This is a genomic window from Umezawaea tangerina, from assembly GCF_003002815.1.
Classification (GTDB): Bacteria; Actinomycetota; Actinomycetes; order Mycobacteriales; family Pseudonocardiaceae; genus Umezawaea; species Umezawaea tangerina.
This window is the reverse complement of record NZ_PVTF01000002.1, coordinates 198,327-223,470: the sequence shown is the minus strand read 5'-3', so window position 1 is coordinate 223,470 and position 25,144 is coordinate 198,327. Positions and strand designations below refer to the sequence as shown.

Genomic DNA, 25,144 nt, shown 5'->3' with positions numbered 1-25,144 from the left:
GCGCCCATGCTCTGCCCTGGCCGGTGTCCGGTCGTACCGCCGACCGGACGCGCGGGCCCCCGTCGCTTCGGGAAACCGCCGGAACTGTCGGTGCTCCGGGTTACGGTGCGGCGGACATCGATCCACAGTGGTGGGAGGGGCCGTGCGGCGGCTGGAGTACGTCGGGGGAAGCTCCGAGAAGTTCTGGGAGGCGTCCCGGCAGGACACCGCCGTGACGGTGCGCTGGGGGCGCCTGGGCACGACCGGGCAGAGCAAGCGCAAGGAGTTCGCCGACGAGGCCGCCGCGGAGGCGTTCCTGTCCACGCAGGCCGCGGGCAAGCTCCGCAAGGGCTACCGCGAGATCGGGGGAGACCCGGCCGAGGCCGCGCCGGTGGTCGTGGCGGACCGGACCGCCGAACCGGTGCCGGAAGCGGAGCCGGTGGTCGTGGCCGATCCGACTGGCGACCCGGTGGCGGAGGCCGCGTCGGTGGTCGCGGACTGGCCGGACGAGGACGTGTTCGCGCCCGGCGGGCCGGTGCGGGCGGCGTACCCGCGTCGCGACCAGGGGCGTGGGCGGTACCAGGCCGACCCGGCGGTCGACGGCACGGCGGCGGAGTTCGCGCAGCGGTACCGCCGCAAGCTGGACGCGGTGTTGCAGGCGACGGACCGGGAGATCGGCCAGGCGGTGGCGCGCTACCTCGACGGTGCGGCCGACCCGTTGGGTGCCGCCGCCACGGCTGTCGCCCTCGCCGGGATCGTGGGCTACCGGGAGCGGCGCGACCTGGCGAAGCTGGCCCCCGAGTGGGTCCGGCGGAACGGCGTGGGGTTCGCCGCCACCGCGACGGTGCTCGCGGCCGAGGTGGTGAGCGACACCGGAGGCCCGGCGAACCGCACGCCGATGGTCCTGCGCCGGGCGAAGGGCGACGAGCGGCTTCCGTGGGGCTCGGTCGTCGACGAGGTGCGCGGTGACGTGCGGCGCGCGCTCGCCGCGGCCGACGACGAGCAGTACGCGGCGGCGGTCGCCGAGGTCACCGCGCTGTCCACCGGTGGTCCCGGTGCCTGCGTCGCGGCGTTCCTGCTGCCGACCGAGACCGCGCTGGTGGACCGGGCGCTCGCCGTCGTCGCGGACATCACGGGCGGGATCACGGCGGCCTGCGCGGTAGCCGCGGTGGGCACGCCGGAGCAGCTCGCGGAGGTCTCGCGGTTCACCGCGCACCGGGCCGCCGAGCGGGACGGCAGGGTCGTGCCGACCCTGCTGCGGGCCCTCGGACCGGCCGCCGCGGCCGCGTTCGCCGACTGGCTGGAGGGCGCCGACGCCGACCTGGGCCGCAGGCTGCTGGCCGGGCTGGTCGAGATGCCCACCGACGACGCGTTCACCCGGCTGCTGGTCCGGGTCGACGGTCCGCACGTCCGGCCCGCGCTCCAGGAGGCGGTGCGGCGCTACCCGCGGCGGGCGGCTCGGCTGCTCGCCGCGGCGGTCGTGGGCGGCGAGCCGTGGGCGCCCGCCGCGCGCGACCTGCTGCGCAGCCACCTCGTCGCGTTCCCCGCCCTGCTGGACGACGTCGTGCCCGGCTTGGCGGCCGCGCAGCGGGAAGCCGCGCTGGCGCTGCTCGACGGCGTCGACCGGCTCCCCGACGCACCCGCCGAGCTGCTGCCGGACGTCCTGCGCACCCCGCCGTGGACACGCCCCCGTCCCGCGCCGCCGGTCGTGCTGCCCGGACTGCCCGTCACCGCCGCGGCGCGGATCGCGTGGCTGCCGGGGGAGGAGCGGGCCGCTGCCGCCGAACGGGACGGGAACCTCCTCTACCACCGCCGCACGACCGACTGGGCGGCCGAGGTGGCGCACCGGGTCGAGAACGGCGGCATCGCCTACCCGACGCTCCTGCACGCGCCGCTGGAGCTGGTGGGGCCGCTGGTCGGCGTGTACCGGCCGCGCAGCGCCTGGCGCGTCGAGTCGTGGGGCACGGCGCTGCTGGAGCGCTTCGGCCTCGCCGCGCTGCCCGCCCTGCTCAGCCTCGGCGGAACGGCGGACGTCCTGCGCGTGCTCCACCCCGTGCTGGACGAGCGGGTCGCACGGGCGGTGGTGGCCGCGCTGGACAAGAAGTCCGCGCGGTCGCAGGCCACGGCCTGGCTCACCCGGCACGGTGCCGCCGCCCTGCCGTTCCTGCTGCCCACCGCCCTCGGCGCGCCGGGCCGGGAGCGGACCGCGGCGGAGGGCGCGGTCCGGCTGGTCGCCGCCGACGTCGGCGAGACCGCGGTGCTGGCCGCCGCGTCCGCTCTCGGCGCCGACGCCGTGGGCGCCACGCGCACCGTCCTCGCGACGGACCCGTTGTCCCTGCTGCCCAAGAAGCTCCCGGTGCCCGGCGCGTGGGTGGACCTGGCGTCGTTGCCGCAGGTCCGGTTGCGCGACCGGTGGTTCGCGCTGCCCGCCGACGCGCTGCGCGACCTGCTCACGATGTTGGCGCTGGGCCGCCCCGGCGAGCACTACGGCGGCGTCGACCCGGTCGTGCGGGCCTGCGAGCCCGCGTCCCTCGCCGCGTTCGGCTGGGGCCTGTTCGAGCAGTGGCGGGCGGCCGGGATGCCGCCCAAGGACGGGTGGGCGCTGACGGCGCTCGGCGTGCTCGGCGACGACGGCACCGTGCGCGCCCTCGCCCCGGTGATCCGCGCCTGGCCGGGCGAGGGCGGCCACGCCCGCGCCGTCACCGGCCTCGACGTGCTCGCCGACATCGGCACCGACGTGGCCCTCATGCACCTCGACGGCATCGCGCGGAAGGTGAAGTTCGCCGGTCTGCGCGAGCGGGCGGGGGAGAAGATCGCCCACGTGGCCGCGAGGCTCGGCCTGTCGCCGGAACGGCTGGCCGACCGCCTCGTCCCGGACCTCGGCCTGTCCCCGGACGGCTCGCTGGTGCTCGACTACGGTCCGCGCCGGTTCGTCGTCGGGTTCGACGAGCGGCTGCGGCCGGTCGTGTCCGATGAGGACGGCAAGCCCCGCAAGTCCTTGCCGAAGCCCGGTGTCAAGGACGACGAGGAGCTGGCGACCGCGGCGTACCAGCGCTTCGCCGGGCTGAAGAAGGACGTGCGCACCCTGGCCGCCGACCAGATCACCCGGCTGGAACGGGCGATGGTGGGCGGGCGGACGTGGACCGGCGCGGAGTTCGCCGAGTTCCTCGTCGGTCACCCGCTGCTGGTGCACGTGGTGCGGCGGCTGGTGTGGGTGGTGCTGAGCGGTTCGGGCGCGGTGACCGGCTCGTTCCGGGTGGCGGAGGACCGGTCGCTGTCCGATGTGGACGACGAGGTGCACGCGCTGTCCGCGGACGCCGTGGTGGCGGTGGCGCATCCCGTGCGGCTGGGCGACTCCACGACCGCGTGGGCCGAGGTGTTCGCCGACTACGAGATCCTGCAACCCTTCCCCCAGCTCGGCCGCCCGGTGCACGTGCTCACCGAGGCGGAGCGGGCGGGCAGCAGGCTGACGCGGTTCGAGGGTGTCGTCCTGCCCACCACGCGGGTGCTGTCCCTGGTGCGCCTGGGCTGGCAGCGCGGCGCGCCCATGGACGGCGGCGTGGAACCGGGTCTCTACAAGGAGCTCCCCGGCGGTCTGCACGCGATCGTCGAGCTCGACCCCGGCTTGGTGGTGGGCGACCTCGACGCCCTCGGCGACCAGACCGTGCGGCGCGTCTTCGTCGACCGCGACACCGCGGGCCACCGCTGGCACACCAACCCGGCCGACACCACGCTCGCCGGGCTCGACCCCGTGTCGGCCAGCGAGGTGGTGGGTGACCTGGCGGAGCTGACCGGGAGGTGATCAGGCGGTGAGGCGGCGGTGTTCGAGGAGGGCGGCGACCGCGTAGCCGCCGCCGCCCGCGATGGCGAGGACGGCGAAGAGGGCGGAGGTGTCGAGCAGGAGGGCGGCGGAGGAGGTGAGGGCGAGCCAGGCACCGAGGCAGTAGTGCAGGACGTTGCGGCGGACGGCGCCCTCGCCGAGGTAGAGCAGGCCGACGACGAGGCCGGAACCGGTGGGCCACAGGACGGTCTGCAGGTCCGGGGTGTCCACCATGGACGTGAGGCCGGTGATGACCAGGAAGAGCGCGGTGAACCCGCCCGCCCAGGAGAGGCCGAGGAGCTGGCCGGAGAGGGCGTCGGGGCGGCTGGCGCCGCGTTGGGCGGTGAGCGCGGCGATGGTGCTGTGGACCGTGCCCGCCGCGAGGCCGATGCCGAGCAGGGTCATGGGGAGCCAGCCGGGTAGTGGGAGCAGGGGGTCCGCGCCCTTGGACAGGGCTGCGGCGCCGTGGCCGAGCACGTAGGCGAGGCCGAAGCTGACGTAGGTGGCGCGGTTGTCGACCCGGCCGGTGCGGACGGCGGCGGGGGCGGTCGGTGCGGTGAGGGTCGCGGTGCTCATGGCTGGTGCCTCCGGTGGCGGGTGGTCGTCAGGCGACGAGGTGGGACAACGGGACGGCGAGCCGTTCGGTGATGTCGGCGGGCCAGGGGAACGAGGTGGCGATGGCGCGCTGGTGGGCGAGGCCGTGCAGCCCGACCCACAGCGCGACCGCGTCGGCGTCCGGGTCCTCGCTGGTGCAGCAGCCGGCGTCGACGCAGGCGGTCATGGCGTCGGCGACGAGCCGCAGCGTTCCCGCGCCGAGCTCGGCGAGCTGGTCGGGGGTGATGCCGCTGTCGGCGGCGGGCATCCAGGCGCCGCCGAACATCAGGCGGTAGCGCTCGGGATGGGTGCGGGCGAAGTCCAGGTAGGCCCGGCACAGGGCGTGCAGCCGGGTCCTCGGGTCCTCGCCCGCCGCGTCGACGGCGGACCGGAGCCACTCGCACAGCTCGGCGAACGCCTGCTGCACGACGGCGAGCACGATGGCCGACTGGTCCAGGAAGTGCGGGTAGATCGACGGAGCGGCGATCCCGACGCCGCGGGCGACCGCCCGCAGCGTCACGGCCCTCGGGTCGCCGCCCGCGTCGAGCAGGGCGGTCGCGACCGCCAGGATCTCGGCGCGGAGCAAACCGCCCTCTCCACGCCGGTTGCGCGCGCGGGGCCGTGGCGAACCGGCCGCGGTGCTCATGGCCTGGGCACGTCGGGGACGATGACGATCTTGCCCGCGACCGTGCGCGACTCGGCCAGCGCCAGCGCCTCCCCGGCCTTGGCCAGCGGGAACTCCGCGGCGATCTGCGGGGTCAGGACGCCGTCGGCCACCAGCGCCAGCACCCGGGTGAGGTCGTCGCGCAGCCTGCCGCGGAAGGTCTCCAGGCGGCGCTTGCCCGCCCAGAAGTTGTAGAAGCTCGCGCCCTTGCCGTTGGGCAGGTAGTTCCACGCCAGCAGCCGGAAGAACGACTTCAGCACCGGCAGCTGCGAGTTGCCCTCGTCGTCCTTCGTCGCCGCGGTGCCGTAGGACACCAGCGTCCCGCCCTTGCGCACCAGTTCCCACGACTTGTGCAGACCGGCACCGCCGACGTGGTCGAACACCGCGTCCACGCCGTCCGGCGCGATCTCCCGGATGCGCTCGTACATGGCCGGGTCGCGGTAGTCGACCGGGACCACACCCAGCTCGCGCAGCGTGTCGTGGTGCCGCGGCGACGCCGTGCCGATCACCTTGATCCCCGCGTGCCGGGCCAGCTGCGCCAGCGTCGACCCGACGCCGCCGTTGGCGCCCAGCACCACGATCGTCCCGCCCGACCGCACCTTCGCCGACCGGTGCAGCATCTGCCACGCCGTGACGCCGTTGACCGCCACCGTCTCCGCGGCGGCCGCCGACACGCCCTCCGGCACGGCCACCAGGTCACCCGCGTCGAGCAGCAGCGAGCTGGCCCAGCCGCCGATCTTCGTGGCCGCCGCGAACCGGCGGCCGACCAGCCCTGGGTCCACGCCCGCCCCGACCGCGGTCACCGTGCCGACGACGTCGTAACCGGGCACGAAGGGGAAGGCGGGCTGGTCGTAGTACTTGCCGCGCCGCATCTGCTGCTCCGCGAACGACACGCCGCTCGCCTCCATCCGCAGCACGACCTGCCCCGCGGCGGGCGCGGCCAGCTCACGGGTGCGGACCTCGAGCCCGTCCGTCCCGACCTTGCCCGGCAGGACGACCTCGGTGGCGCGAGTGCTGACAGTGCTGCTGTTCATGGCGTTCTCCCTGTGCGGTCGTTGTGCTTACGGCGATAAGGTTACGCACGTTCGCTTAGCGAGCACAAGAGGTAACGCAAGTAAGTTTCTTCGCGTAAGGTAACGGCATGGCAGACACCACGGAGTCAGACGCGCCAGCCCCCACCCGCGCCCGCAACCGCCGGGGGGAGGGCGCTCGCCTGCGTGACGACATCGTCGCCGCCGCCGTGGAACTGCTCGACGAGACCGGCGACGAGAAGGCCGTCACCCTGCGCGCGGTCGCCCGCCGCGTGGGCATCGCCGCCCCCTCGATCTACCGCCACTTCCCCGACCAGCCGATGATCATGCTCGCGGTCGTCCGCCAGGCCTTCACCGAACTCGAGGACCGCCTCCAGTCCGCGATGACCACCGCACCCCCCGACCCCCGCTCCCGCCTACTGGCCCTGGGCCACGCCTACCTCGACTTCGCCCAAAGCCACCCCGGCCGCTACCGCACCATGTTCGGCGGCCTCTGGATGCCCGACCTCGACCAGACCACCCTGACCGAAGCCGACCTCGCCGCCCTCGGCGACACCAGCATGCAACTCCTGGTCGACGCCCTGACCGGCTGCGTCGAGGCCGACCTCGCCACCAGCGACAACCTCCCCGCCGACGCCGTCGCCCTCTGGCTAGGCCTACACGGCCTCGCCCACCAACGCGCCGTCACAGTCGCCTACCCCTGGCCCCCCGACATCGCCGACCGCATCATCACCACCCTGGCCCACCTGAAGTAGCCCAACGACGCTGGAAGCAGGGGTGGGGTGGGAAAGAAGGTGGCGGTGGGATGGGCTGGGGTAGTGGTGGGGCAAGTGCTCGTCCGCTTGCGCGGACGAGGCAACGACGCTGGAAGCGGGCGTTGGGCGGGGTGATGGGACGCAAGTGCTTGCCCGCTTGTGCGGAGCGGCCCATCGACGCTGGAAGCAGAGGCGGGGTGGGAAAGAAAGTGGTGGTGGGATGGGCTGGGGTGGTGGTGGACAAGTGCTTGCCCGCTTGTGCGGAAACGCCCAGCGACGCTGCAAGCGACCACGCTTACCCGCTTAACCACGCCGGAAGCGAGCAACCGGCCAGTGACGCTGCAAGCGACCGCGCTCGCCCGCTCGTGCGCCCGCTTGACGATGCTGGAAGCGAGCAACCGACCTGCGCACGCTGGAAGCGAGCGTGCTCGTCCGCTCGTGCGGTCGGCTTGACTTGGGGTTTTTGGGCTTAAACTTGCGGCGGCGGGCAGGCTCTACCACCTGCCCTTTTTCGCCCGACGAAGCCCAAAAAAGGGGCCCCAAGTCAAGCCGACCGCACCCGGAGACGGCTGTAGCGATACCCGGTGTCGAGGAACCAGCCACCCATACCGGGCAACACCCACAGACCGACCAGACCTCGCCCTCCTCTAGATACGCCTCCTCCTGCCCCGCTTAGATAAAACCCCCGCCGCGGGCGCAACCACCGAGGAGACCACGTGCCGAAGATCGTCTGGGGCTTGACCCTCGCGCTGGCCGCCACCTGCACGGCGGCGACCCCCGCCGGTGCCACCATCTCCACCCCGTCGGTGACCAGCACCGCCACCACCGTCACCTACCAGGTCGCCTACACCGGCACCCCCGCGTTCGCGCGGGTCTACGTCGACGTGGACCGCGACGCCACCACCGGATTCCCCCAAACGGGCACCGGGGCCGACTACCTCGTCGAGAACGGTTCCCTGTACCGCCACACCGGCACCGGCTGGTCCTGGACGCTCCTGAAAACGGTCTCGTTCACCTCGTCCAACGGCTCGGCCCGGTGGACCGTCGACCGGGCCGATCTCGGCGAGCAGGCGTCCCCGAACGACGCCGACGCCGTGTTCCAGGTCGAGTCGCCCTTGGAGACCTCCGCCAAGACCACGTACTCCTACACCGGCGGCAGCGGCGGTGGCACCACCTACGAACCGTCGTCGGCCACCATCGCCAACCCGGAACGCGGCCTCTACCACCACACCCAGGACTGCGACAAGGCCGACTTCTCCGCCGACACCCTCCGCCAGTACCGCGAGTCGCAGTCCATCACGCTGGTGATGTGCGTCTTCTACTTGGCGGAGTTCAAGTCCGCTCCCATCGCCCAGTCCGCTTTGGACCGTCTCCAACGCCAGTTCGCCGCGGCCCGCGCGGCGGGTGTGAAACTGGTGCTGCGCTTCGCCTACACGGCGTCGGACGCCGGTGACGACGCGCCCAAGGACCGGGTGTTGGCCCACCTCGACCAGCTCGCTCCTTACCTCTCGGGCAACTCGGACGTGGTCGGCGTGGTGCAGGCGGGCTTCATCGGCGCGTGGGGGGAGTGGTACTACACCCGCAACTTCGGCAACGCCGGCTCGGTGTCCTCAGCCGACTGGGCGAACCGCAAAGCGGTGGTGGACAAGCTGTTGAGCGTGCTGCCCGCGACCAGGGCCGTGCAGCTGCGCACGCCGAAGTTCAAGCGGACCCTGTACGCGGGCGGCGCGACGCGGTTGGGCCACCACAACGACTGCTTCCTGGCGAGCCCGGACGACTTCGGCACCTACGAGAACACCGCGGTGGAGTACCCGTACCTGGAGACCGAGACCCGCACGGTGCCGATGGGCGGCGAGACCTGCGCCCAGAACGCGCCCCGCTCGGACTGCCCGACCGCCACGGCCGAGCTGTCCCGGTTCCACTGGTCGTACCTGAACACCGACTACCAGCAGGGTGTGCTCCAGTCGTGGGCGGCGCAGGGCTGCCTGGCGGACGTGACCAACCGGCTCGGGTACCGGTTCACGCTGCGCGACGGCTCGTTCCCGGCGACCGCGGCGCGCGGCGGTGGTCTCGCCGTCCGGATCAGCCTCACGAACGACGGTTACGCCGCCGCGGTCAACCCGCGTTCGGTGGCACTGGTGCTGCGCAACACCTCCAGCGGCGCGGTGACCCGGCTCCCGCTCAACGCCGACCCGCGCACGTGGCTGCCCGGCACGACCACGGTGGCTCAGACCCTGACGGTGCCGTCGTCACTGGCACCCGGCACGTACGCGCTGCTGCTGGAGCTTGCGGACCCGGCGCTCCCCGGCCGTCCGGAGTACTCCGCGCGGACGGCCAACAACGGCCTGTGGGAGGCGTCGACCGGGTTCAACGACCTCCGGCACGCGGTGGTCGTCTCGTGAACCCGAGGTGATCGGGCGGGGGAGGGGGCGGCCGCTGGACTACGTTGACCCCATGGCCGTCACCTTCCCCGCACCGCTCGTACCGGGTGACCGGATCGGCGTCACGGCGCCCTCCAGCGGTGTCCCCGATGACATGAAGGGGCGTCTGGACCACGCGATCCGCGTCGTGGAGTCCCACGGCTACGAGGTGGTCGTGGGAACGTGCATGGACGGCTCCGGGCACGTGAGCGCGCCCGCCGCCGAGCGCGCGGCGGAGCTCGTGGCGATGCTGACCGACCCGGCGATCAAGGCCGTCGTGCCGCCGTGGGGCGGGGAGACGGCGATCGACCTGCTGCCGCTGCTCGACTGGGACGCGCTGCGCGGGGCCGAGCCGACTTGGGTGGTCGGGTACTCCGACATCTCGACGGTGATCACGCCGCTGACCCTGGTGACCGGGGTCGCGACCGTGCACGGCAACAACCTGATGGACACGCCCTACCGCACGCCGGAAGGGTTGTCGTCCTGGCTGGACGTCGTCGCGGCTCCGGCCGGGTCGACGCTCGTGCAGACGCCGCCGGGCCTGCACCGCACGGCGGGGTTCGACGACTACCGGCTGCACCCCGAGGTCGACCGGTTCGTCCTGGACGCGCCCGGCCGGTGGACGAGGCTCGACGGCGAAGGTGACGTGGACGTCGTGGGGAGGCTGGTCGGGGGCTGCGTCGAGACCCTGTGCAACCTGACCGGCACCCCCTTCGGTGACGTCGCCGGGTTCCGCCGGAGGTCGGCCCCGGAAGGGCTGATCGTCTACGTCGAGGCGTCGGACTCCGACGCCGCGGCGATCTGCCGCCACCTCCACGGCATGAGGCTGGCCGGGTTCTTCGACGGCGCCGAAGCCGTCCTCGTCGGTCGAACCGCTGCCCCCGCGTGGGGTGCGCTGACGCAGCACGCCGCCGTGCTCGACGCGCTCGGCGGACTGGGGGTGCCGATCATCGCCGACGTCGAGTGCGGCCACGTCGCGCCGTTCATGCCGCTGGTCAACGGCGCGTTGGGTCGGGTCGTGCACACGGCCGGGCACGACCGCCTGGAACAGACCCTGGCGTGACGGGCCCGCGGTCCCGGAGTTCGCGGTCCGCCGCACCACCGGGAGAGTCGCCGGGTTCGGCCTTGGAGTGACCTATGTGGACACCGCGGTGCCGTCATCCGGTCGTAGGACGAGCCGATGGTCCACAGTGGAGAGACGGTGGTCGGGACCGCCGGACGCGTGGTGGGGGATCCCGCGTCCGGCGGTCCCGCGGTCACCCGGAGACCAGGCCGGGGTAGCGCGACCCCGTGCTGGGCGAGGGGATCCGGGGGACGATGCCGCCGTGCGGGCCGCGGTCCGGGCGGTGCCACTCGCCCGCGACCCGGTCGAGCTGGGCGTCCAGCGCGGTCAGCAGGCGGGACTCCTCCCAGTTCTCGCCCCACAGCGCGTAGCTGCTGACGGTCACCGGCGAGGCCCAGCACAGTTCGACCAGCTCACCGGCCAGCAGCTGGTCGGTCACGGCGACCTTCGGCAGCAGGGCCACCCCCTGGCCCGATCTCGCCGCGATCTTCACGGCCTCGATGGTGCCGAACTGGAACGGCGCGACCGTGCGGTCCGCGGGCAGCGCGGTCCGCAGCGCGACGTCGTACACGCAGGTCGCCTGCACGATCAGGGTTCTCGTGCCGCACAGGTCCGCCGAGGTGACGACGTCCCGCTCGGCGAGCGGGTGCTCCGGCGTGGCGACGAGGGTCAGCGGCTCGGTCGCCAACCGCTTGGACTGCGCCCCCTCCGGGCCCGGATCCACGCAGTGGGTGACGGCGACGTCGATGTCGCCGCGCGCCAGCGCTTCCGCCATGTGCGCCGGTCCCTCGTGGAAGGTTCTCAGCGTCAGCCGGACGTCGGGGTGCGCCGAGTGGAAGTGCCGGATGACGTCGGGGAGGCGGTAGGTCGTGATCGACTCGCTCGCGCCGATGGTCATCCGGCCCACTAACGACGCTTTGGGCGCCAGGACCGACATGGCCTCGTCGGACAGTCTGAGGAGCCTGGTGACGTACGGCAGGAAGCGCTCCCCGCCCGGAGTCAGCCTTACCCCTTCCCGTCTGCGCTCGAAGAGCGGCGCGCGCACGACCGCCTCCAGTTTCTTGATCTGCGAGGTGACGGCGGACTGCGAGTACCCCAGGATCGCCGCCGCCTTCGTGATGCTCCCCGTCTGAGATACGACCCGAAAGGCGTTCAATTGCCGGATGTCCAATTTGAGTCCCCAGAAACTGCTCCGTGCCCCGAATGCTTCATCGCTTTGCAGTGGCGCGACCGGTCGATCATATCGGCGATCCAAGTTTCGGGGGCGTCGTTCGGATGGGCTGGAGAAAGTGATTGCGGTAACCCGAATCAACATCGGTTCTCGCAATTGTGGGCGTACTGAGGTTTCGCCCGATCCGTTCCGAATGGTGGGACGGCGGCGCGGATCCCGCGGGCCGCCGCGGCCGCGGCCACCTCCGGGTCGTCGCACGCGAACACCGTCACGGCCGCGCCGAGGCTGAGCGCCGTGGCGAGGTGGACGGCCTGGCTCTCCTCCATGCCGCCGTCGGTGAGCGAGTCGGCGGACTCCCGCATCAGGTCCGACACCTCGACGGTGACGACCGCGGGCGAGTCGAGGACCGCCCGCGCGCGCCGGAGGACCGCGGAGGGCAACGGGGGAGAGGTGAGTTCGACCTTGCTCAGCTCGCTGGACACCGCGATGCCGTCCTCCGTCTCCGACAGCAGGGCCGGCAGCGGATCGTCGTCGAGTCCGGCGACGCGGACGAGCGCCGAAGTGTGCAGGTAGATCATGGGCGGTCCTTGTCGTGTCAGGGTTGGGCGGCACGGCCCCTGTGCGCGGCAACCCGTGCCCGGTTCCCGCAGGTCGCGGAGGAGCACCAGCGGCGGGAGCCCGCCCGCGAGGTGTCGACGAAGAACGTTCCGCACACGTCGGCCTCGCACTGGTGCAGGCGGACCAGGTCCGGGCCGCCGACCAGGTCGACGAGGTCGCGCGCGACCACCGCCAACGCCTGCTCCGGGGTGGGTACCGCGACCTCGCGCCGGAGCCCACCGCCGGGGGTGTCGACCAGGGAGACGGCGGGCGCGGGGTGGGCGGCCCGGCGGTTGACCAGCGCCACGTCGTCCGGGCGGGGCGCCCCGCCGCCCGTGACGGCCACCAGCAGCCGGTAGGACGCCTCGCGCAGGGCGCGGAACCCGGTCACGTGCGCGGCGTCGGGCTCCTCGGTGGGGCGCAGTCCGCGCCGCGCCAGCCAGCCCGCCAGCGACACCGGATCCGCCAGGTCGTCGCTGGGCTCGCCCAGCCTGCCGCGCACCGTGCCCACCAGTTCGAGGCACACCCGCTCGTGCCGCACCGGATCGTTCAGGACGTCCGCCTCCTCCGCACCGGTGGCGCGCGGACCGGTCGCCGCGCGCCGTCGAACCGGCTCAGCCCACAGGGAGCTCCCTGGGCATCAGCAACGCCGAGGCTACCGCCGGCAGCGCGCCGACCAGGAGCATCACCACGGGCCACGACGACGCCGCGAGCACCAGCGGGATGATCAGCGGCGTCACGAACGCGCCGCCGAACACCATCGTGTTCTCCAGTCCGAGCGCGGTGCCCGAGCGCTCCGCGCCCGCCATGGTCGCGATCTCGGCGTAGTGCACGCCGTGCCAGCCGCAGGCCAGGAACCCGGCGGCGACGAACAGGCCGACCACGATCCACGTCGGCGCGAACGAGTAGAGCGACACCCCGACGAACGCCGCCGCGATGGCCCAGCTGTACACGCGCACCAGCGTCCGGCGGTAGCGGCCGCCCCGCTGGTCGGTCCACCGGCCGCCCACCACGCGAGAGGCGGCGGCGAGGAGCTGCACCACGACGAGCGCCACCACGACGCCCTCGATCGGCAGGCCGATCTCGGAGGTGAGGAACACCGTGCCGAAGGTGAGGACGGTGAACTGCGGGAGGTCGAGCAGGAACGCGGTGATCGCCACCCGCCAGATGTCCCAGCGCTTGAGCGGGCTGACCACGGTGGTGGCGGCCATGCCGTCGGTGGCCTTGGTGCGCGCGATGGGCGGCTCGTCCAGCCACAGGACCACGGCGACGGTCGCGGCGAGCATGAACGCGGTGAGGAACCCGAACACCCAGCGGAACCCGGCGCCGAGGGCGAGCGACGGCATGATCGCCGCGCCCAGCGCGCCGCCCAGCGGCACGGCGGCGACCCGCAGGCTGATGGCGAAGCCGCGCTTCTCGGGCGGGAACCAGCCCATCACGGCACGTCCGGAGGCGCCGTTGACGCAGCCGCCGAGCGCGCCGGACAGGAACAGGACCGCCGCCAACGCCCAGGCGGCCGGTGCCGTGCCCCCGCCGGGGACCAGGAACGCGGTCACGTAGGCGAGGGTCGCCGTCGTGCCGCCGAGGCCGATGATCAGGACGGTCCGCTCGCCGATGCGGTCGGACAGCACGCCCCAGAACACGTCGGTGATGAAGATGCCCGCGGTCACGGCCGCGAGCACGAGACCCAGCTCGGCCAGCGAGAAGCCGTAGGCGGCGGCGAGGATCGAGCCCGAGGTGGGGATGCCCTGGAAGGTGGCGCTGAACGCGGCCTGGGCGAAGATCCCGATGCCCAGGATGCCCCAGCGGTAGCGGGGGGAGTGCTTCTTGCCGGTGCGGCCGACGACCACGTCGTCGCCGCGCGGTGGCGGTGTGAGGTCCGGTCGGTCCTGCGTCTGCTGGGACATCGAGTGCTCTCCTGGTTCGTTGCGCGGAAACCGGTGGATCCGCAGGACACGACCGTCATGTAATGGCTTCAACCCATTACATGATGGTCGTAGAGGGGCCGCGGGGGCAAGCGCCACCCGCGGCCGGGGTGGCGGGGCCCGGTCGGGCCCCGCCACGGGGGAGGACTACTCGGCCTTGGCGCCCGCGGTCTGGAGGGCGGCCGCCTCCTCGGCGGTCACGCGGCGGGTGCCCTTCTCCCGCACGACGAGCGCGTAGCAGCCGGTGGGGGAGGAGACCTGGTGGATGCTCTCGGGCTTCTCGATGAACAGCGTGCCCGCCGGGTAGCGGTCGCCGTTGTCGTTGTGCAGCTCGCCGTCGAGGATCAGCAGCATCTCGTAGCCGAGGTGCTCGTGCAGGTCGCCGTGCGAGCCGGGCTTGAAGTGCGCGATGTACGCCTCCGCGCCCGCCGGGCCGGTCTCGGCCTGGGTGTAGAGCCACTCGACGTCCACCGCGTTGCGACCGGGCTGGACGTACTCCTCCCACTTGATCTGGCCGTTGTGCAGACCGCCGGTGAACAGGGACGAGTAGACCTTGATGTCGCGCATGGCAGTTCTCTCTCCTTCGGGGTTGCGGTGCGGGGTGGGCGTGCGGTCAGCCGATGCCGGGGGCCGCGGGCAGCGCGGCCTCCAGCAGCACATCGGCCAGGTGCTCGACGGTGCCGGGGAACTCCACGCCCCTGGCCCGCTCGACGTCGCGGGCCCGCAGCTCGTTGCGGCGGATCTTCCCGGACGTGGTCTTCGGCAGCGCCGCGAACTCCAGGCGGCGGATCCACTGGTGCGGCGCCAGGTTCGCCCTGGCGTGGTCGAGGATGCGGCGCGCCGTGTCGACGTCGGGCTGCTCGCCCGCGGCCAGCGACACGTACGCCTTGGGCACCACCAGGCCCACCGGGTCCGGCGCGGGCACCACCGCGGCCTCCGCCACGGCCTCGTGCTCCAGCAGGACGCTCTCCAGCTCGAACGGCGAGATGCGGTGGTCGTAGGACTTGAACACGTCGTCGGTGCGCCCGACGTAGTGCAGGTAGCCGTCCGAGTCCCGCTGCGCGATGTCGCCGGTGTGGTAGTAGCCGTCGGCGAACGTCCTGGCGTTCTTCTCCTCGTCGTCCACGTAGCCGGGCATCACGCCCAGCGGGCGGCGGGAGAGGTCGACGCACACCTCGCCCTCGTCGCCCACCGCGCCCGTGGTGGGGTCGACCAGCACGATGTCGTAGCCGGGCAGCGGCTTGCCCATCGACCCCGGCCGCACCGGCAGGGACGGGCTGTTGCCGATCTGGGCCGTCGTCTCGGTCTGCCCGTAGCCGTCGCGCACGGTCAGCCCCCACGCGGCGCGGACCTGGTCGATCACCTCGGGGTTGAGCGGCTCGCCGACGCTGCCCGCCTCGCGCAGCGCCACCGGCCACCGGCCGAGGTCGTCCTGGATGAGCATCCGCCAGACCGTCGGCGGCGCGCAGAACGTCGTCACCCGGTGCTCGACCATGCGGTCCAGCAGGTCCTTCGCGTTGCCGGTGGTGACGCTCAGGACGGTCGCCTCGGCGTTGAGCGGCACGAAGAACGAGCTCCACGCGTGCTTCGCCCAGCCCGGCGCGGACACGTTCAGGTGCACGTCGCCGGGGCGCACGCCGTTCCAGTACATGCCCGACAGGTGCCCCACCGGGTAGCTGACGTGGGTGTGGCGGACCAGCTTCGGACGCGAGGTCGTCCCCGACGTGAAGTACAGGAACAGCGTCTCGTCGGCGCGGGTCGGCGCGTCCGGGGTGAAGCCCGCGGGCGCCGACCGCAGGTCGTCCAGGGCGAGCCAGCCGGGCACGCGGCCCGCGCAGATCCGGGTGACGTGCTCGGGCAGCCACCCGAACTCCCCGGCCAGCTCCGGCGTGGTGAGCACGTGCCGCACGTCGGCCCGGCGCACCCGGTCGGCCAGGTCGGCGCCGGACACCGTGGTGAACGTGGGCACGACCACCGCGCCCAGCTTCATCGCGGCCAGCTGCGACTCCCACACGGCGAGCTGGTTGTCGAGCATCATCAGCAGCCGGTCGCCGCGCCGCACGCCTGCGGCGCGCAGGCCGTTGGCCAGCCGGTCGGACCGCTCCGACAGCTCGGCGTAGGACACCCGCTCGTCGTGCCCACCGCCCACGACGTGCAGCGCGGTGCGGTCGTTGCCCCTGGCCACGGCGTCGAACCAGTCCAGGGCCCAGTTGAACTCGTCGAACTCCGGCCAGGTGAACTCGGCGTGGGCGCGGTCGTGGTCGTCGCGCAGCTCCAGCAGGAGGTCGCGGGCCGCCCGGAACCTCTCGGTGGCGGATTTCGGTGACATGGCGCTCTCCCCTCAGATCGCGACGGTCGTGCGGGAGCGGGCGGACAGGACGACGGGCGGCCGGGTCGAGCCCCGGCGGCGCAGGACGTCCTCGGCGATGCCGTCGGCGTCGGTGTGGAAGCCGGTCATCGGGCCGGGCCTGCCGTTGCCGATCTGGGTGAACCAGCGGGTGTTCTCGGTCGGCACGCCCAGCGCGTACAGGTCCGGGTCGGGGTTGCCGAGCGCGTCGACGACGTGGAACGGCCTGCGGGTGACCGCGATGCTGCCGGTCGGGAACCGCTCGCCGGTCGCCGCGTCGGTGTTGACCAGCTCGGTGATCAGCCCGTCCGCCAGCAGCCCGGCGATGAGCGGGTCGGCGTCGGAGGACAGCAGCGGCCGTGGGATGCGGGCGTCCACCAGCGTCGTGACGGCCCGTCGGGATCCCTCCACCCGCGGCGAGGTCAGCACGAACGCGCCGCCCACGTGGTCGGCCTCGACCCGCGTCGCGGGGCCGACCACGGTCAGCAGCCCGGCCCTGATCAGGGCGCACGCCTGCGCCACCCGCATCGCGGGAGGTCCGGCCGACACCATCGTGTTGATCGGGTTGAACCAGGACAGGAACGCCCGGTGCGACTCGGGCCGCAGACCCGCGAAGTCCACGGCCTGCCGCACCACCCCGCGGGTGTCGCGCAGGATGTCCAGGGACGCCTTGAGCGGGTTGTCGACGTTGCCCTGGCGCGCCTCGGCGATGTCGTGGCCCAGCAGGTCGAGCAGCTCGTCGTGGAACGCCTCCGGGCTGTCGAACAGCCGGTCCCCGAACGGGCGGGCCAGGCGTTCCAGCGCGGGCGGCGCCACGTCCGCGAGACCCCACTGCGCGAGCAGGCCCTCGCGGTCGGTGCAGGACAGGTGCAGCTCGGCGAACCGCTCGGCCGCCTCGTCGCCCAGCCGCTGCCGCACGTGCGCGGTGCGGTAGACGTGCTCGATCTCCAGCCGCAGCAGCGGCAGCACGTCCCGCACGAAGTCCAGCTGCGCGGAGCCGGTGGTGCGCTGGGCGTCGCGCCTGGCCCGCAGGATCGCGTCCTCGGTGACGAACTTCGGCTGGTAGCGGTAGGTGGGAGCCTTCTGGTTGCGGCCCCGCGCCAGCATCACCAGTCCGCTGCGGGACCCGGCCACCAGGTGCGGCTCCCGCCCGCTGGGCAGGTACTCGGTGCGCCCGTCCCGTTCGACGAACCGGCCGCCGCGGCCGACCGTCAGCTCCGCCATCACGTCGAAGAACGTCAGCCCGAGCCCGATCACCCCGACCTGCTCGCCCGCCTCGACGACGTCCAGCGGCAGGTCGGCGGCCGAGTCGCCGCGCAGGTAGGTCAGCCCCGGCCGTTGCCGGGCGAACGTGAGCAGCGCCTTCTCCGCGTCGTCCGGGGTGACCCTCGGGTGCCCGGTGGTCAGCACGACCTTGTCGACCGCGACCGACGTACCGCCGGAGCCGGTCACCGTGGTCAGCCCGTGCTCTCGGGTCAGCGCCGCGCACGCCTCGGGCACGTGCCGGACCTTCACCCCGGACGGGGCGTTGGCGACCATCGCCTCGAACGCCGTCCGGAGGTACTCGCCGTACACCGACCGCGGCCCGTAGTCGTCCGGGCCGATGGCCGACCAGCGCGGGTGCGTCGCCAGCCACTCGGCGAACGACGGGCCCGACCCGGCCCGCACCGGTCCGCCGTCCGGACCGGCCGAGAACACGCTCACCTCGCCCGCCGGGGTGTTCATCAGGAACCAGTCGGGCTGCGAGGTCCGCCAGACCCGCCCGGCACCGGGTTCGCCCGGATCGAAGAGGTGGATGCGCACCTCACCCGCGATCGGCCCGTCCTGCAACCGCACCAGGAGCCTTTCCAGGACCGAGAGTCCACGCGGGCCGGCGCCGACGATCGCCACGTCCAGGTCCGCTCGTAGGACAACGTCAGTCACGGCTTTCCTTTCCAGGAATCGGATTGATTGATTTCCCCGCCTATTTCGGCGGGGCGGAGGAAACGTTCTGAGACGAACCTACGATCAGGTTTCGCGGTCGACAAGATCTTGCGCGGGTCGGAACTTCGATTCCTCCATCGAGGAAACAGATGGCCCAGTTCGCCGTGCATTTCCCGGAGTGGAGAGCTGCGGTCGGCGGGTGGATAGTGCGTTTTGTCGCTTTGTCGTACGACGTCTGATTCGTCTGCCCGGCCGGGACCTCGTCGCGGCGGACGGCCGGACGGGACGGCGACCGCGTCACCAGCCGCTCGGCGTCGAAACCGCTGGTGTGCAACGGGTACGCGGACCTCGGGCCGGGGTACCGGCCGTGGTCCGTCCCGACGGTGCCCACCGCCGGTGAGGTCGACCCCGTGTGAGATGCGGTGGGCCGCCTGGTGGAAAGCGATTTCCTTGATCGGTGGGCGGTGTGGTGTGCCGACCAGGCCGGCGTCGGACACCGTCGCCGAGTGCGGTGCACCCTCCTCGGCCGGGGCGTGCTCGGACCGGACGTCGCGGTACCCACGCCGCGCCGGCCGCCGCCCGCGGCCGTGAGGTGTGCTCCGCACCTCGGGTCGGCCCGAGGCGTACGGGGCGCGGTCGCCGGACGATCCGCCGGCCGACTCCGTCACCGGGGGCTGTGCGGCATCGGTCGGCTCCACCTGACGGCCGCCGGGTGGAGCGGTGTCCTGGGCGTCGGATACGTCCGACCGGCGTTGTCAAGGTCACCTTTCGCGACCCTGAGGTCTTTCGCGATCGAGCTATTCGCCACTTCTATCGGAAGTCCGAAATGGGAACGCCGTCCGTCCGCTTTCTTACGCTCCGTGAACGCGTAGCCACCCAGTCGTAGGAGTTCGGGTCCGAATCTCCCGGACTTCGGGATGTAGAGGCATTTGGCGGATGGAAAGACGCTTGACCCGTAACATAGCGTGGGCAACGGAAATAAAGCCGCTGACTGGACGTCAACGGTCAAGACACGAACGACGCAAGCCCGATGGACCGAACGGACCCGACCCACTGGGGCACCACTTCTCGCACGACACCACGGGTTCCACGGAACGAGCACCGCGGAAACAAGCCGGATGTTTCCCGGCATGTCGCCATGCGCTCGACGGGCGGGCGCCTGATGTGAAAAGCGAATAATTCTATTCAACGCGCCTATATCGCGGACCAACCTGGAGCACTCCGAATGAAGACGTCGTCCCAAGTGCGCGCGCCCGGCCACCCGGCCGAGGCGCGGGCGGACCTGCTGGTCTCCCCGGCCGCCACCCCGCCCGGCTCGTGGCCGGTGCTGGCGGCGCAGCTGTTCACCGAGCGCATGCTCGACAGCGCGAACCCGTTCCCGTGCGTCTTCGGGGTCGACGCGGTGCGCAAGGAGACGCTGCGCTACGCGTTCATCCCCAACGGCGGCCAGCGCGTCCCCGTGCTCGCCGAGGCGTTGCGGCAGTTCACGGACGTCGCGGAGAGCCTCGGTCGCCGCACGTCGCTGGTCTGCTTCTTCGAGTTCGACCCGCGGCTGGACTCGCTGGACAAGCACCGCGAGCACTTCTGGTCGCTGCTGCGCGAGGTGAGCGCGACGGACTCGGCGCCGTGGCCGGAGGACATCTCGCAGGACTTCGACGACCCCACGTGGGAGTACTCCTACAACTCGACGCCGATGTTCGTGGTGGCGAACACGCCCTACCACGTCGAGCGGCGCAGCAGGTACTTCGAATACTTCGCGATCACCTTCCAGCCGCGGTTCGTCTTCGACGACCTCAAGGGCGGCACGGCGACCGGCGACAACGCCCGCAAGGTGATCCGCGAACGCCTGGCCAAATACGACACGGCGGAGCGCACCCCCTTGCTGGGCAGTTTCGGCGAGGCCGGCAACAAGGAGTGGGAGCAGTACTTCCTCTCCGACGACAACGAGCCGAACCCGCCGGGGGCGAGGTGCCCGATCGCCCGCGGAAAGATTTCCGAGCCAACCTCATAATTCCCGTTCCCGGCACCGAGGAGACAGGCATGTCACCCACCATCACCATCGAGCCAGAAGCCCCGCTCACCGACCGGATCAACGCATTCCTGCCCGCGCAGGGCAGTTTCGAGGTGCAGCACGACCAGGAGGGCAAGACCCACGACTGGCACCGGCACAGCATCGACGAGACGTTGTTCGTGGTCGACGGGGTGCTCAACGTCTTCTGGCTGCAGGACGGGGAGGTGCACCGGCACGCGTGCGGCCCCAACTCGAAGCTCCAGCTGCCCGCGAACACCGTCCACGGCTCGACCGCGGGCGAGGGCGGCTGCGTCTACCTGATCGCGCCGGAAGCGGGCCGGACCGCCGAGACCACCTTCCTGCCCGAAGCGGAGCACCCGGCGACGTGACGAACAAGCGCTTGGTCCTGATCGGCAGCGGGGGCGCCGCGTTCCGCGAGTACGCGCTGCGCGCCATCTCCCGCAAGGCCGACGTCGTCCTGGTGTCGGACGCGCCACCCCGGTGGGAGGCCGCCTACTGCGCGGACTCGCTGCTGGTGGACCTCTCCGACCACGAGTCCGTGCTGGCGGCGGTGCGCGGCGTCCCGGCCGACGGGCTGCTCACCTACGACGAGCGCTACGTGGAGCTGACCGCCCGGCTGACCGCGGAGCTCGGCTTCCGCGGTCCCGGCGTCGACGCCGTGCGCGCCGTCAAGGACAAGAGCGCTTTCCGCGCCCTGCAACAGGAGTCCGGGCTCGCGCCGATCCGCTTCGGCGTGGCGGAGACGCCCGAGCAGGCGCGCGAGGTGCTCAGGTCGGTGGGGCTGCCCGCGGTGTTCAAGCCGAGGGCGCTCGGCGGCAGCGCGGGCGTCGCGATGGTCACCACCGACGACGAGGTCGACGCGGCGTTCGAGGTCGCCACCTCGGCCAGGGTGGGGGTCGTCAGGTCCCGCTACGACGGGGTGCTGATCGAGGAGTACGTGGACGGCCCCGAGATCAGCGTGGACTCGGTGACCTTCGGCGGCGTGACCACGCCGCTGGTGGTGGCCGAGAAGCAGACGGGACTCGCCCCGTACTTCGAGGAGATCGGCCACGTCGTGCCCGCGCCGGACGCCCTGGCACCGCCGGAGGTGCACGACCTGGTCCGCCGGGCGCACGCCTTGGCGGGCCTGGACGACGTCGTCACGCACACCGAGGTCAGGCTCGGCCCGGACGGGCCGAGGATCATCGAGCTGAACGCCCGGCTCGGCGGCGACCTGATCCCCTACCTCGGCCTGCTGGCGCACGGGGTGGACCTGGCGTCCGCGGCGGCCGACATCGCGCTGGGCGTCGTGCCCGCGGTCGACCGCCGGGACCTGGGGTCCGCCGCGGTGCGGTTCCTCTACCCGGCGACCGACGTCCGGCTCAACGGCGTCGCGCTGCCCGCCGCGCTGGCGGAGCGCCCGGAGCTGGACTCGTTCGCGGTGCTGGGCACCGCGGGTGCCGAGCTGCTGCTCCCGCCGCGCGGGTACCTGTCGCGGCTGGCCGTCGTGGTCGTGACCGGGGGCAGCCGGGAGGCCGCGCTCGACGCCGCGCTGGAGATCTCCTCGGGCGTCGAGGTCGACGCCGACGAGCTGGCCGTGGCGGGGACCGCCCGATGACGCTTCCGGTCACCAAGCCGCGGTCCGTGCTCGCAGTGGTCATGGGGGCGCCCGCCCCGGTGTGGATCCTGATCGTCGGGGTCTTCGTCAACCGGGTCGGGTCGTTCTTCTCCACGTTCGCCACGCTGTTCCTCGTCGACCGCGGGTTCACCGCCGCCGAGCTGCCCCTCGTGCTCGTCGCCATCGGCGCCGCGGGCATGGCGGGCTCGCTCGGCGGCGGGTGGCTGGCCGACCGGGTGGGCCACCGCGGGTCGCTGGTGACGTCGATGACCGGCTCCGCCGCGTCGTTGGCGCTGCTGGCGGTGGCACCGAGCAGCGCGCTCGTCGTGGTGGCGGTGTGCCTGGTCGGGTTCTTCGGCCAGTCCTACGTCCCGGCCGCGTCGGCGCTGCTGGTGCGCAACAGCGACCCGGTCGACCGGGTGCCGGTCTTCGCGTTCTTCCGGCTGGCGCTCAACGTCGGCGCCGCGCTCGGACCGTTGATCGCCGGTCTGGTCGCGACCCGCTCCTACACCGCGCTGTTCCTGGTCGACGCCGCCACCTGCGCGGCGTGCGGGCTGGTCATCCTGCTCGGCCTGCGCGGGCGCGGGACGGCACCGGAACCCGTTGCCGCGCAACCGGAACCGGGCGCCCCCGACGTCCCGATCCGGGGCCACCGGGGCGTGGTGCTGCTGTGCCTGCTGCTGTTCGTGGTCGCCTCGATCTACGCGCAGCACATGTCGACCATGCCGCTGCAGCTGACCGAGGCGGGCAGCCCGGCCAGCTTCTACGGGCTCCTGCTGGCGCTCAACGGGTTCCTGGTGATCGTCGGCGAGCTGCCGATCAGCTCGGTGACGCGCAAGCTGCCGTGGCGGGTGCCGGTGGTCGCGGGCATCGTGCTGATGTCGGCCGGTCTGGTGGTCGCCGGGCTCGGCGGGGTCGCGATCCTCGTGGTGCCCGCGTTCGTCGTGTTCACCATCGGCGAGATGGTGTTCGCCCCGGTGGCCAACGCCGCCGTGGCCGAGCTCTCGCCGCCGGGGGCCACCGGGCGCTACCAGGGCATGCTCGCCACCTGCCAGAGCCTCGGCTTCACCCTCGGGCCCGCGCTCGGCACCGCCGTCTACGCGCTGAGCCCGTCGGGCCTGTGGTGGGGCATCGCCGTCGTCACCGTCGTCGTGTGCGCCGGAATCCTCATGATCTGGAAGGTGTGGAGATGACGTCTCTGGTCGACCGCCACGTGGTGCTGGCCATGCGGACCGGGTTGCAGATCAGGTACGACCACGTGGACACGATGTTCCGGCTGGGGCTGACCATCCACCTGGTGACCGAGGACAAGGCGGCGCGCGAGGACCCGCGGTACGCGACCGTGCGGCTCATCGGCACCGGGCTGTCCACCGACGCGTTCGCCGACCACGTGGTGGCCGCGCTGCGGGAGACCGGGTCCGAGCTCGCGGTCACGTTCCAGGAGACCGACATCGTCGCCGTCGGCCTGGCCAACGCCGCGCACGGCGTGGCGTGGAGCCGTCCCGAGGCCGACGCGACCGCGCGGGACAAGACGCTGCAACGCGCGCACCTGGCCGCCCACGGGCTGCCGTCGCCCGCGTTCGTCGAGGTCGGCGACCGCGACGTCGACCCGGCCCTGGTCGCGCCGCTCGGGCTGCCGTGCATCGTGAAGCCCAGCCGCGGCGCAAGCAGCACCCACGTCGAGCTCGTGCGGGACCCCGCCCGGATCCCCGAGGTGCTCGACGGGATCGCCGCGCTGGCGGCCTCCGGCGACGGCAACTTCTACGACTCCGTGCCGGAGAAGTGGGCGCTGGTCGAGGAGTACCTGCCCGGCCGCGAGGTCACCTGCGACGGCGTCGTGGTCGACGGCAGGTTCCACCTCGGCGGCGTGAACACCAAGCAGCTGCCGCACCCGCCGTGGTTCGAGGAGGACCTCTACGTCCTCCCGCACGGCGACCCCGCGGTGGAGGCCGAGATCACCGCCGTCATGGAGGACCTGGCCCGCTCGCTCGACGTGCGGGTCGCGCTGCTCAACGCCGAGTTCCGCCAGGCCGCCGACGGCGGTTACCGGATCGTGGAGTTCAGCACCCGCATCAGCGGCGGCCACGTCTACCGCCACGTGCGCGACGTCCACGCCGTCGACCTCGTGGAGCTGTTCCTGCTCGCGGCGTTCGGCGAGGCCGCCACCGCCACGGCGCTGGCCGAGCAGCGCCACCCCGGCAGGCTGGCGACGTGCATCAAGTTCGTCTACCGCGACGGTGTGGTGGAGGAGAACTGGGCGGGCGACGCCCGGTACTCGCCGTCGTTCCGGGAGTACTACGCGCTCGCCAAGCGCGGTGACACCGTCCGCTCGGCCCCGCACGGTTTCGACATCTGCGGCCTGCTGTCGGTCTGGGGCCCGTACGACCCGGAGAACCACCCGGCGGGCATCCAGCACATCGCCGACGAGGTGCTCTCCCAGCTCCACCTCGAGGTCCGGCCCCTCGACCAGGCCTGACCCCGAGTCGGGGGTGGTGGTCGCCGCCACCACCCCCGGACCTCAGGCCGGGCGGTCCAGGCCGAAGCGGCCGCGGTGGAACACCAGCGGCCGGGAGCGGTCGGTGTGGGCGGCGGTGTGCAGGCGCAGCAGGACGATGGTGTGGTCGCCCGCCTCGACGTGGTGGTGGATCGTGGTGTCGAACCAGGCGACGCCGTCGGACAGGGTGACCGCGCCGCTGTCGCCGACGGCCAGGTCGAGGCCGTGGAAGCGGACGTCGGCGCGGCCCGCGAGCCGGCGGGCCACGGTGTCGTGGTGGTCGGCCAGGACGGTCACGCCCAGGTGGTCGGCGCGGCGCAGGACGGGCCACGTCCGGGACGTGGTGGCGATGGAGAAGGACACCAGCGGCGGGTCCAGCGACACCGAGGTGAACGAGCTGGCCGCCAGTCCCACCACCTCGCCGTCGACGCGCGCCGCGACGGCGACGACACCGCTGGGGAAGGCGCCGAAGGCGGCGCGCAGCCCGGTGGGGTCGAGACCACCCCCGATCGCGGGGACCAGGTCGGCGTGACGGCTCATCTCGCACTCCTTCCGAGCAGCGGTCCGATCCCGGCCGCGACGGGTCGTGGTCGAGGTGTCCAGCCTCGCCCGCTCCGCGCGGGCCCGTCCAAGTGCCATTCCCGATGGCTTCCCATGCGGGAGTGTGATGGGTTGGCAAGGGGGCGGGCGGGGTTCCCACATGGCGGTCGGGCTCCTCGGACACCCCTCCGG

At 72.6% G+C, this 25,144-nt stretch carries 20 protein-coding genes; 9 read left to right on the top strand and 11 right to left on the bottom strand.

Annotated features, from left to right (window positions below):
* Positions 1–142: 142 nt before the first annotated feature.
* Positions 143–3,781 carry a DUF4132 domain-containing protein gene (locus CLV43_RS07085; protein WP_170155724.1) on the top strand — a complete coding sequence of 1,213 codons (3,639 nt, stop codon included), beginning with the start codon at positions 143–145 and terminating at the stop codon, positions 3,779–3,781.
* Here the strand turns inward: CLV43_RS07085 and CLV43_RS07080 are convergent, their stop codons facing one another.
* From CLV43_RS07080 to CLV43_RS07070, 3 genes are read right to left on the bottom strand one after another with little or no spacing between them, the layout of a single operon-like run.
* Positions 3,782–4,375 (bottom strand): ABC transporter permease, encoded by a 594-nt coding sequence (locus CLV43_RS07080; protein WP_106186247.1) that lies wholly within the window; start codon positions 4,373–4,375, stop codon positions 3,782–3,784. It lies immediately after the preceding gene.
* Positions 4,376–4,403: 28 nt separating this feature from the next.
* Positions 4,404–4,979: a TetR/AcrR family transcriptional regulator gene (locus CLV43_RS07075; RefSeq protein WP_211304272.1), complete on the bottom strand. Its 576-nt coding sequence runs from the start codon at positions 4,977–4,979 to the stop codon at positions 4,404–4,406.
* A gap of 56 nt (positions 4,980–5,035) precedes the next feature.
* A complete protein-coding gene (locus CLV43_RS07070) occupies positions 5,036–6,091 on the bottom strand; it encodes a medium chain dehydrogenase/reductase family protein (protein WP_106186245.1) in 1,056 nt (351 codons plus the stop codon).
* A gap of 107 nt (positions 6,092–6,198) precedes the next feature.
* Here CLV43_RS07070 and CLV43_RS07065 point away from each other — a divergent pair, with 107 nt between their 5' ends.
* The 3 genes from CLV43_RS07065 to CLV43_RS07055 all read left to right on the top strand — a co-directional run bounded on the left by CLV43_RS07065 (position 6,199) and on the right by CLV43_RS07055 (position 10,326).
* Positions 6,199–6,843 carry a TetR/AcrR family transcriptional regulator gene (locus tag CLV43_RS07065; protein WP_106186244.1) on the top strand — a complete coding sequence of 215 codons (645 nt, stop codon included), beginning with the start codon at positions 6,199–6,201 and terminating at the stop codon, positions 6,841–6,843.
* A gap of 716 nt (positions 6,844–7,559) precedes the next feature.
* Positions 7,560–9,245, top strand: a complete 1,686-nt coding sequence (locus tag CLV43_RS07060) for a DUF4832 domain-containing protein (protein WP_106186243.1) — start codon at positions 7,560–7,562, stop codon at positions 9,243–9,245.
* Positions 9,246–9,297: 52 nt separating this feature from the next.
* Positions 9,298–10,326, top strand: a complete 1,029-nt coding sequence (locus CLV43_RS07055; RefSeq protein WP_106186242.1) for a S66 family peptidase — start codon at positions 9,298–9,300, stop codon at positions 10,324–10,326.
* A gap of 193 nt (positions 10,327–10,519) precedes the next feature.
* Here CLV43_RS07055 and CLV43_RS07050 read toward each other — a convergent pair whose 3' ends face one another.
* From CLV43_RS07050 to CLV43_RS07020, 7 genes are all read right to left on the bottom strand, one after another.
* Positions 10,520–11,482 (bottom strand): LysR family transcriptional regulator, encoded by a 963-nt coding sequence (locus CLV43_RS07050; RefSeq protein ID WP_170155723.1) that lies wholly within the window; start codon positions 11,480–11,482, stop codon positions 10,520–10,522.
* 152 nt (positions 11,483–11,634) lie between these two features.
* Positions 11,635–12,075, bottom strand: a complete 441-nt coding sequence (locus tag CLV43_RS07045) for a hypothetical protein (RefSeq protein WP_106186240.1) — start codon at positions 12,073–12,075, stop codon at positions 11,635–11,637.
* Positions 12,076–12,092: 17 nt separating this feature from the next.
* A complete protein-coding gene (locus CLV43_RS07040) occupies positions 12,093–12,635 on the bottom strand; it encodes a CGNR zinc finger domain-containing protein (RefSeq protein WP_106186239.1) in 543 nt (180 codons plus the stop codon).
* Between the two features lie 73 nt (positions 12,636–12,708).
* The gene (locus CLV43_RS07035) at positions 12,709–14,001 is read right to left on the bottom strand and encodes an MFS transporter (RefSeq protein ID WP_106186238.1); all 1,293 of its coding nucleotides are present in this window, start codon (positions 13,999–14,001) and stop codon (positions 12,709–12,711) included.
* A 165-nt stretch (positions 14,002–14,166) separates the two neighbouring features.
* The gene (locus CLV43_RS07030; protein ID WP_170155722.1) at positions 14,167–14,586 is read right to left on the bottom strand and encodes a cupin domain-containing protein; all 420 of its coding nucleotides are present in this window, start codon (positions 14,584–14,586) and stop codon (positions 14,167–14,169) included.
* Positions 14,587–14,632: 46 nt separating this feature from the next.
* Positions 14,633–16,348 carry an AMP-binding protein gene (locus tag CLV43_RS07025; RefSeq protein WP_106186236.1) on the bottom strand — a complete coding sequence of 572 codons (1,716 nt, stop codon included), beginning with the start codon at positions 16,346–16,348 and terminating at the stop codon, positions 14,633–14,635.
* 12 nt (positions 16,349–16,360) lie between these two features.
* A complete protein-coding gene (locus tag CLV43_RS07020; protein ID WP_106186235.1) occupies positions 16,361–18,289 on the bottom strand; it encodes an FAD/NAD(P)-binding protein in 1,929 nt (642 codons plus the stop codon).
* Between the two features lie 1,225 nt (positions 18,290–19,514).
* On the opposite strand from CLV43_RS07020, the gene CLV43_RS07015 reads away from it, so the two are divergent.
* Genes CLV43_RS07015 through CLV43_RS06995 form a run of 5 tightly spaced genes read left to right on the top strand, consistent with a single transcriptional unit; the run spans position 19,515 to position 24,394 of the window.
* A complete protein-coding gene (locus CLV43_RS07015; RefSeq protein WP_106186234.1) occupies positions 19,515–20,300 on the top strand; it encodes a YqcI/YcgG family protein in 786 nt (261 codons plus the stop codon).
* Positions 20,301–20,329: 29 nt separating this feature from the next.
* Positions 20,330–20,689: a cupin domain-containing protein gene (locus CLV43_RS07010; protein WP_211304271.1), complete on the top strand. Its 360-nt coding sequence runs from the start codon at positions 20,330–20,332 to the stop codon at positions 20,687–20,689.
* The gene (locus tag CLV43_RS07005; protein ID WP_106186233.1) at positions 20,686–21,918 is read left to right on the top strand and encodes an ATP-grasp domain-containing protein; all 1,233 of its coding nucleotides are present in this window, start codon (positions 20,686–20,688) and stop codon (positions 21,916–21,918) included. Before CLV43_RS07010 ends, CLV43_RS07005 begins: the two co-directional genes overlap by 4 nt.
* The gene (locus CLV43_RS07000; protein ID WP_106186232.1) at positions 21,915–23,111 is read left to right on the top strand and encodes an MFS transporter; all 1,197 of its coding nucleotides are present in this window, start codon (positions 21,915–21,917) and stop codon (positions 23,109–23,111) included. Before CLV43_RS07005 ends, CLV43_RS07000 begins: the two co-directional genes overlap by 4 nt.
* Complete coding sequence (locus tag CLV43_RS06995) at positions 23,108–24,394, top strand: ATP-grasp domain-containing protein (RefSeq protein WP_146174669.1); 1,287 nt, start codon at positions 23,108–23,110, stop codon at positions 24,392–24,394. Before CLV43_RS07000 ends, CLV43_RS06995 begins: the two co-directional genes overlap by 4 nt.
* Positions 24,395–24,436: 42 nt before the next feature.
* Here the strand turns inward: CLV43_RS06995 and CLV43_RS06990 are convergent, their stop codons facing one another.
* Positions 24,437–24,952 (bottom strand): flavin reductase family protein, encoded by a 516-nt coding sequence (locus CLV43_RS06990; protein ID WP_106186230.1) that lies wholly within the window; start codon positions 24,950–24,952, stop codon positions 24,437–24,439.
* Between the last annotated feature and the right edge of the window lie 192 nt (positions 24,953–25,144).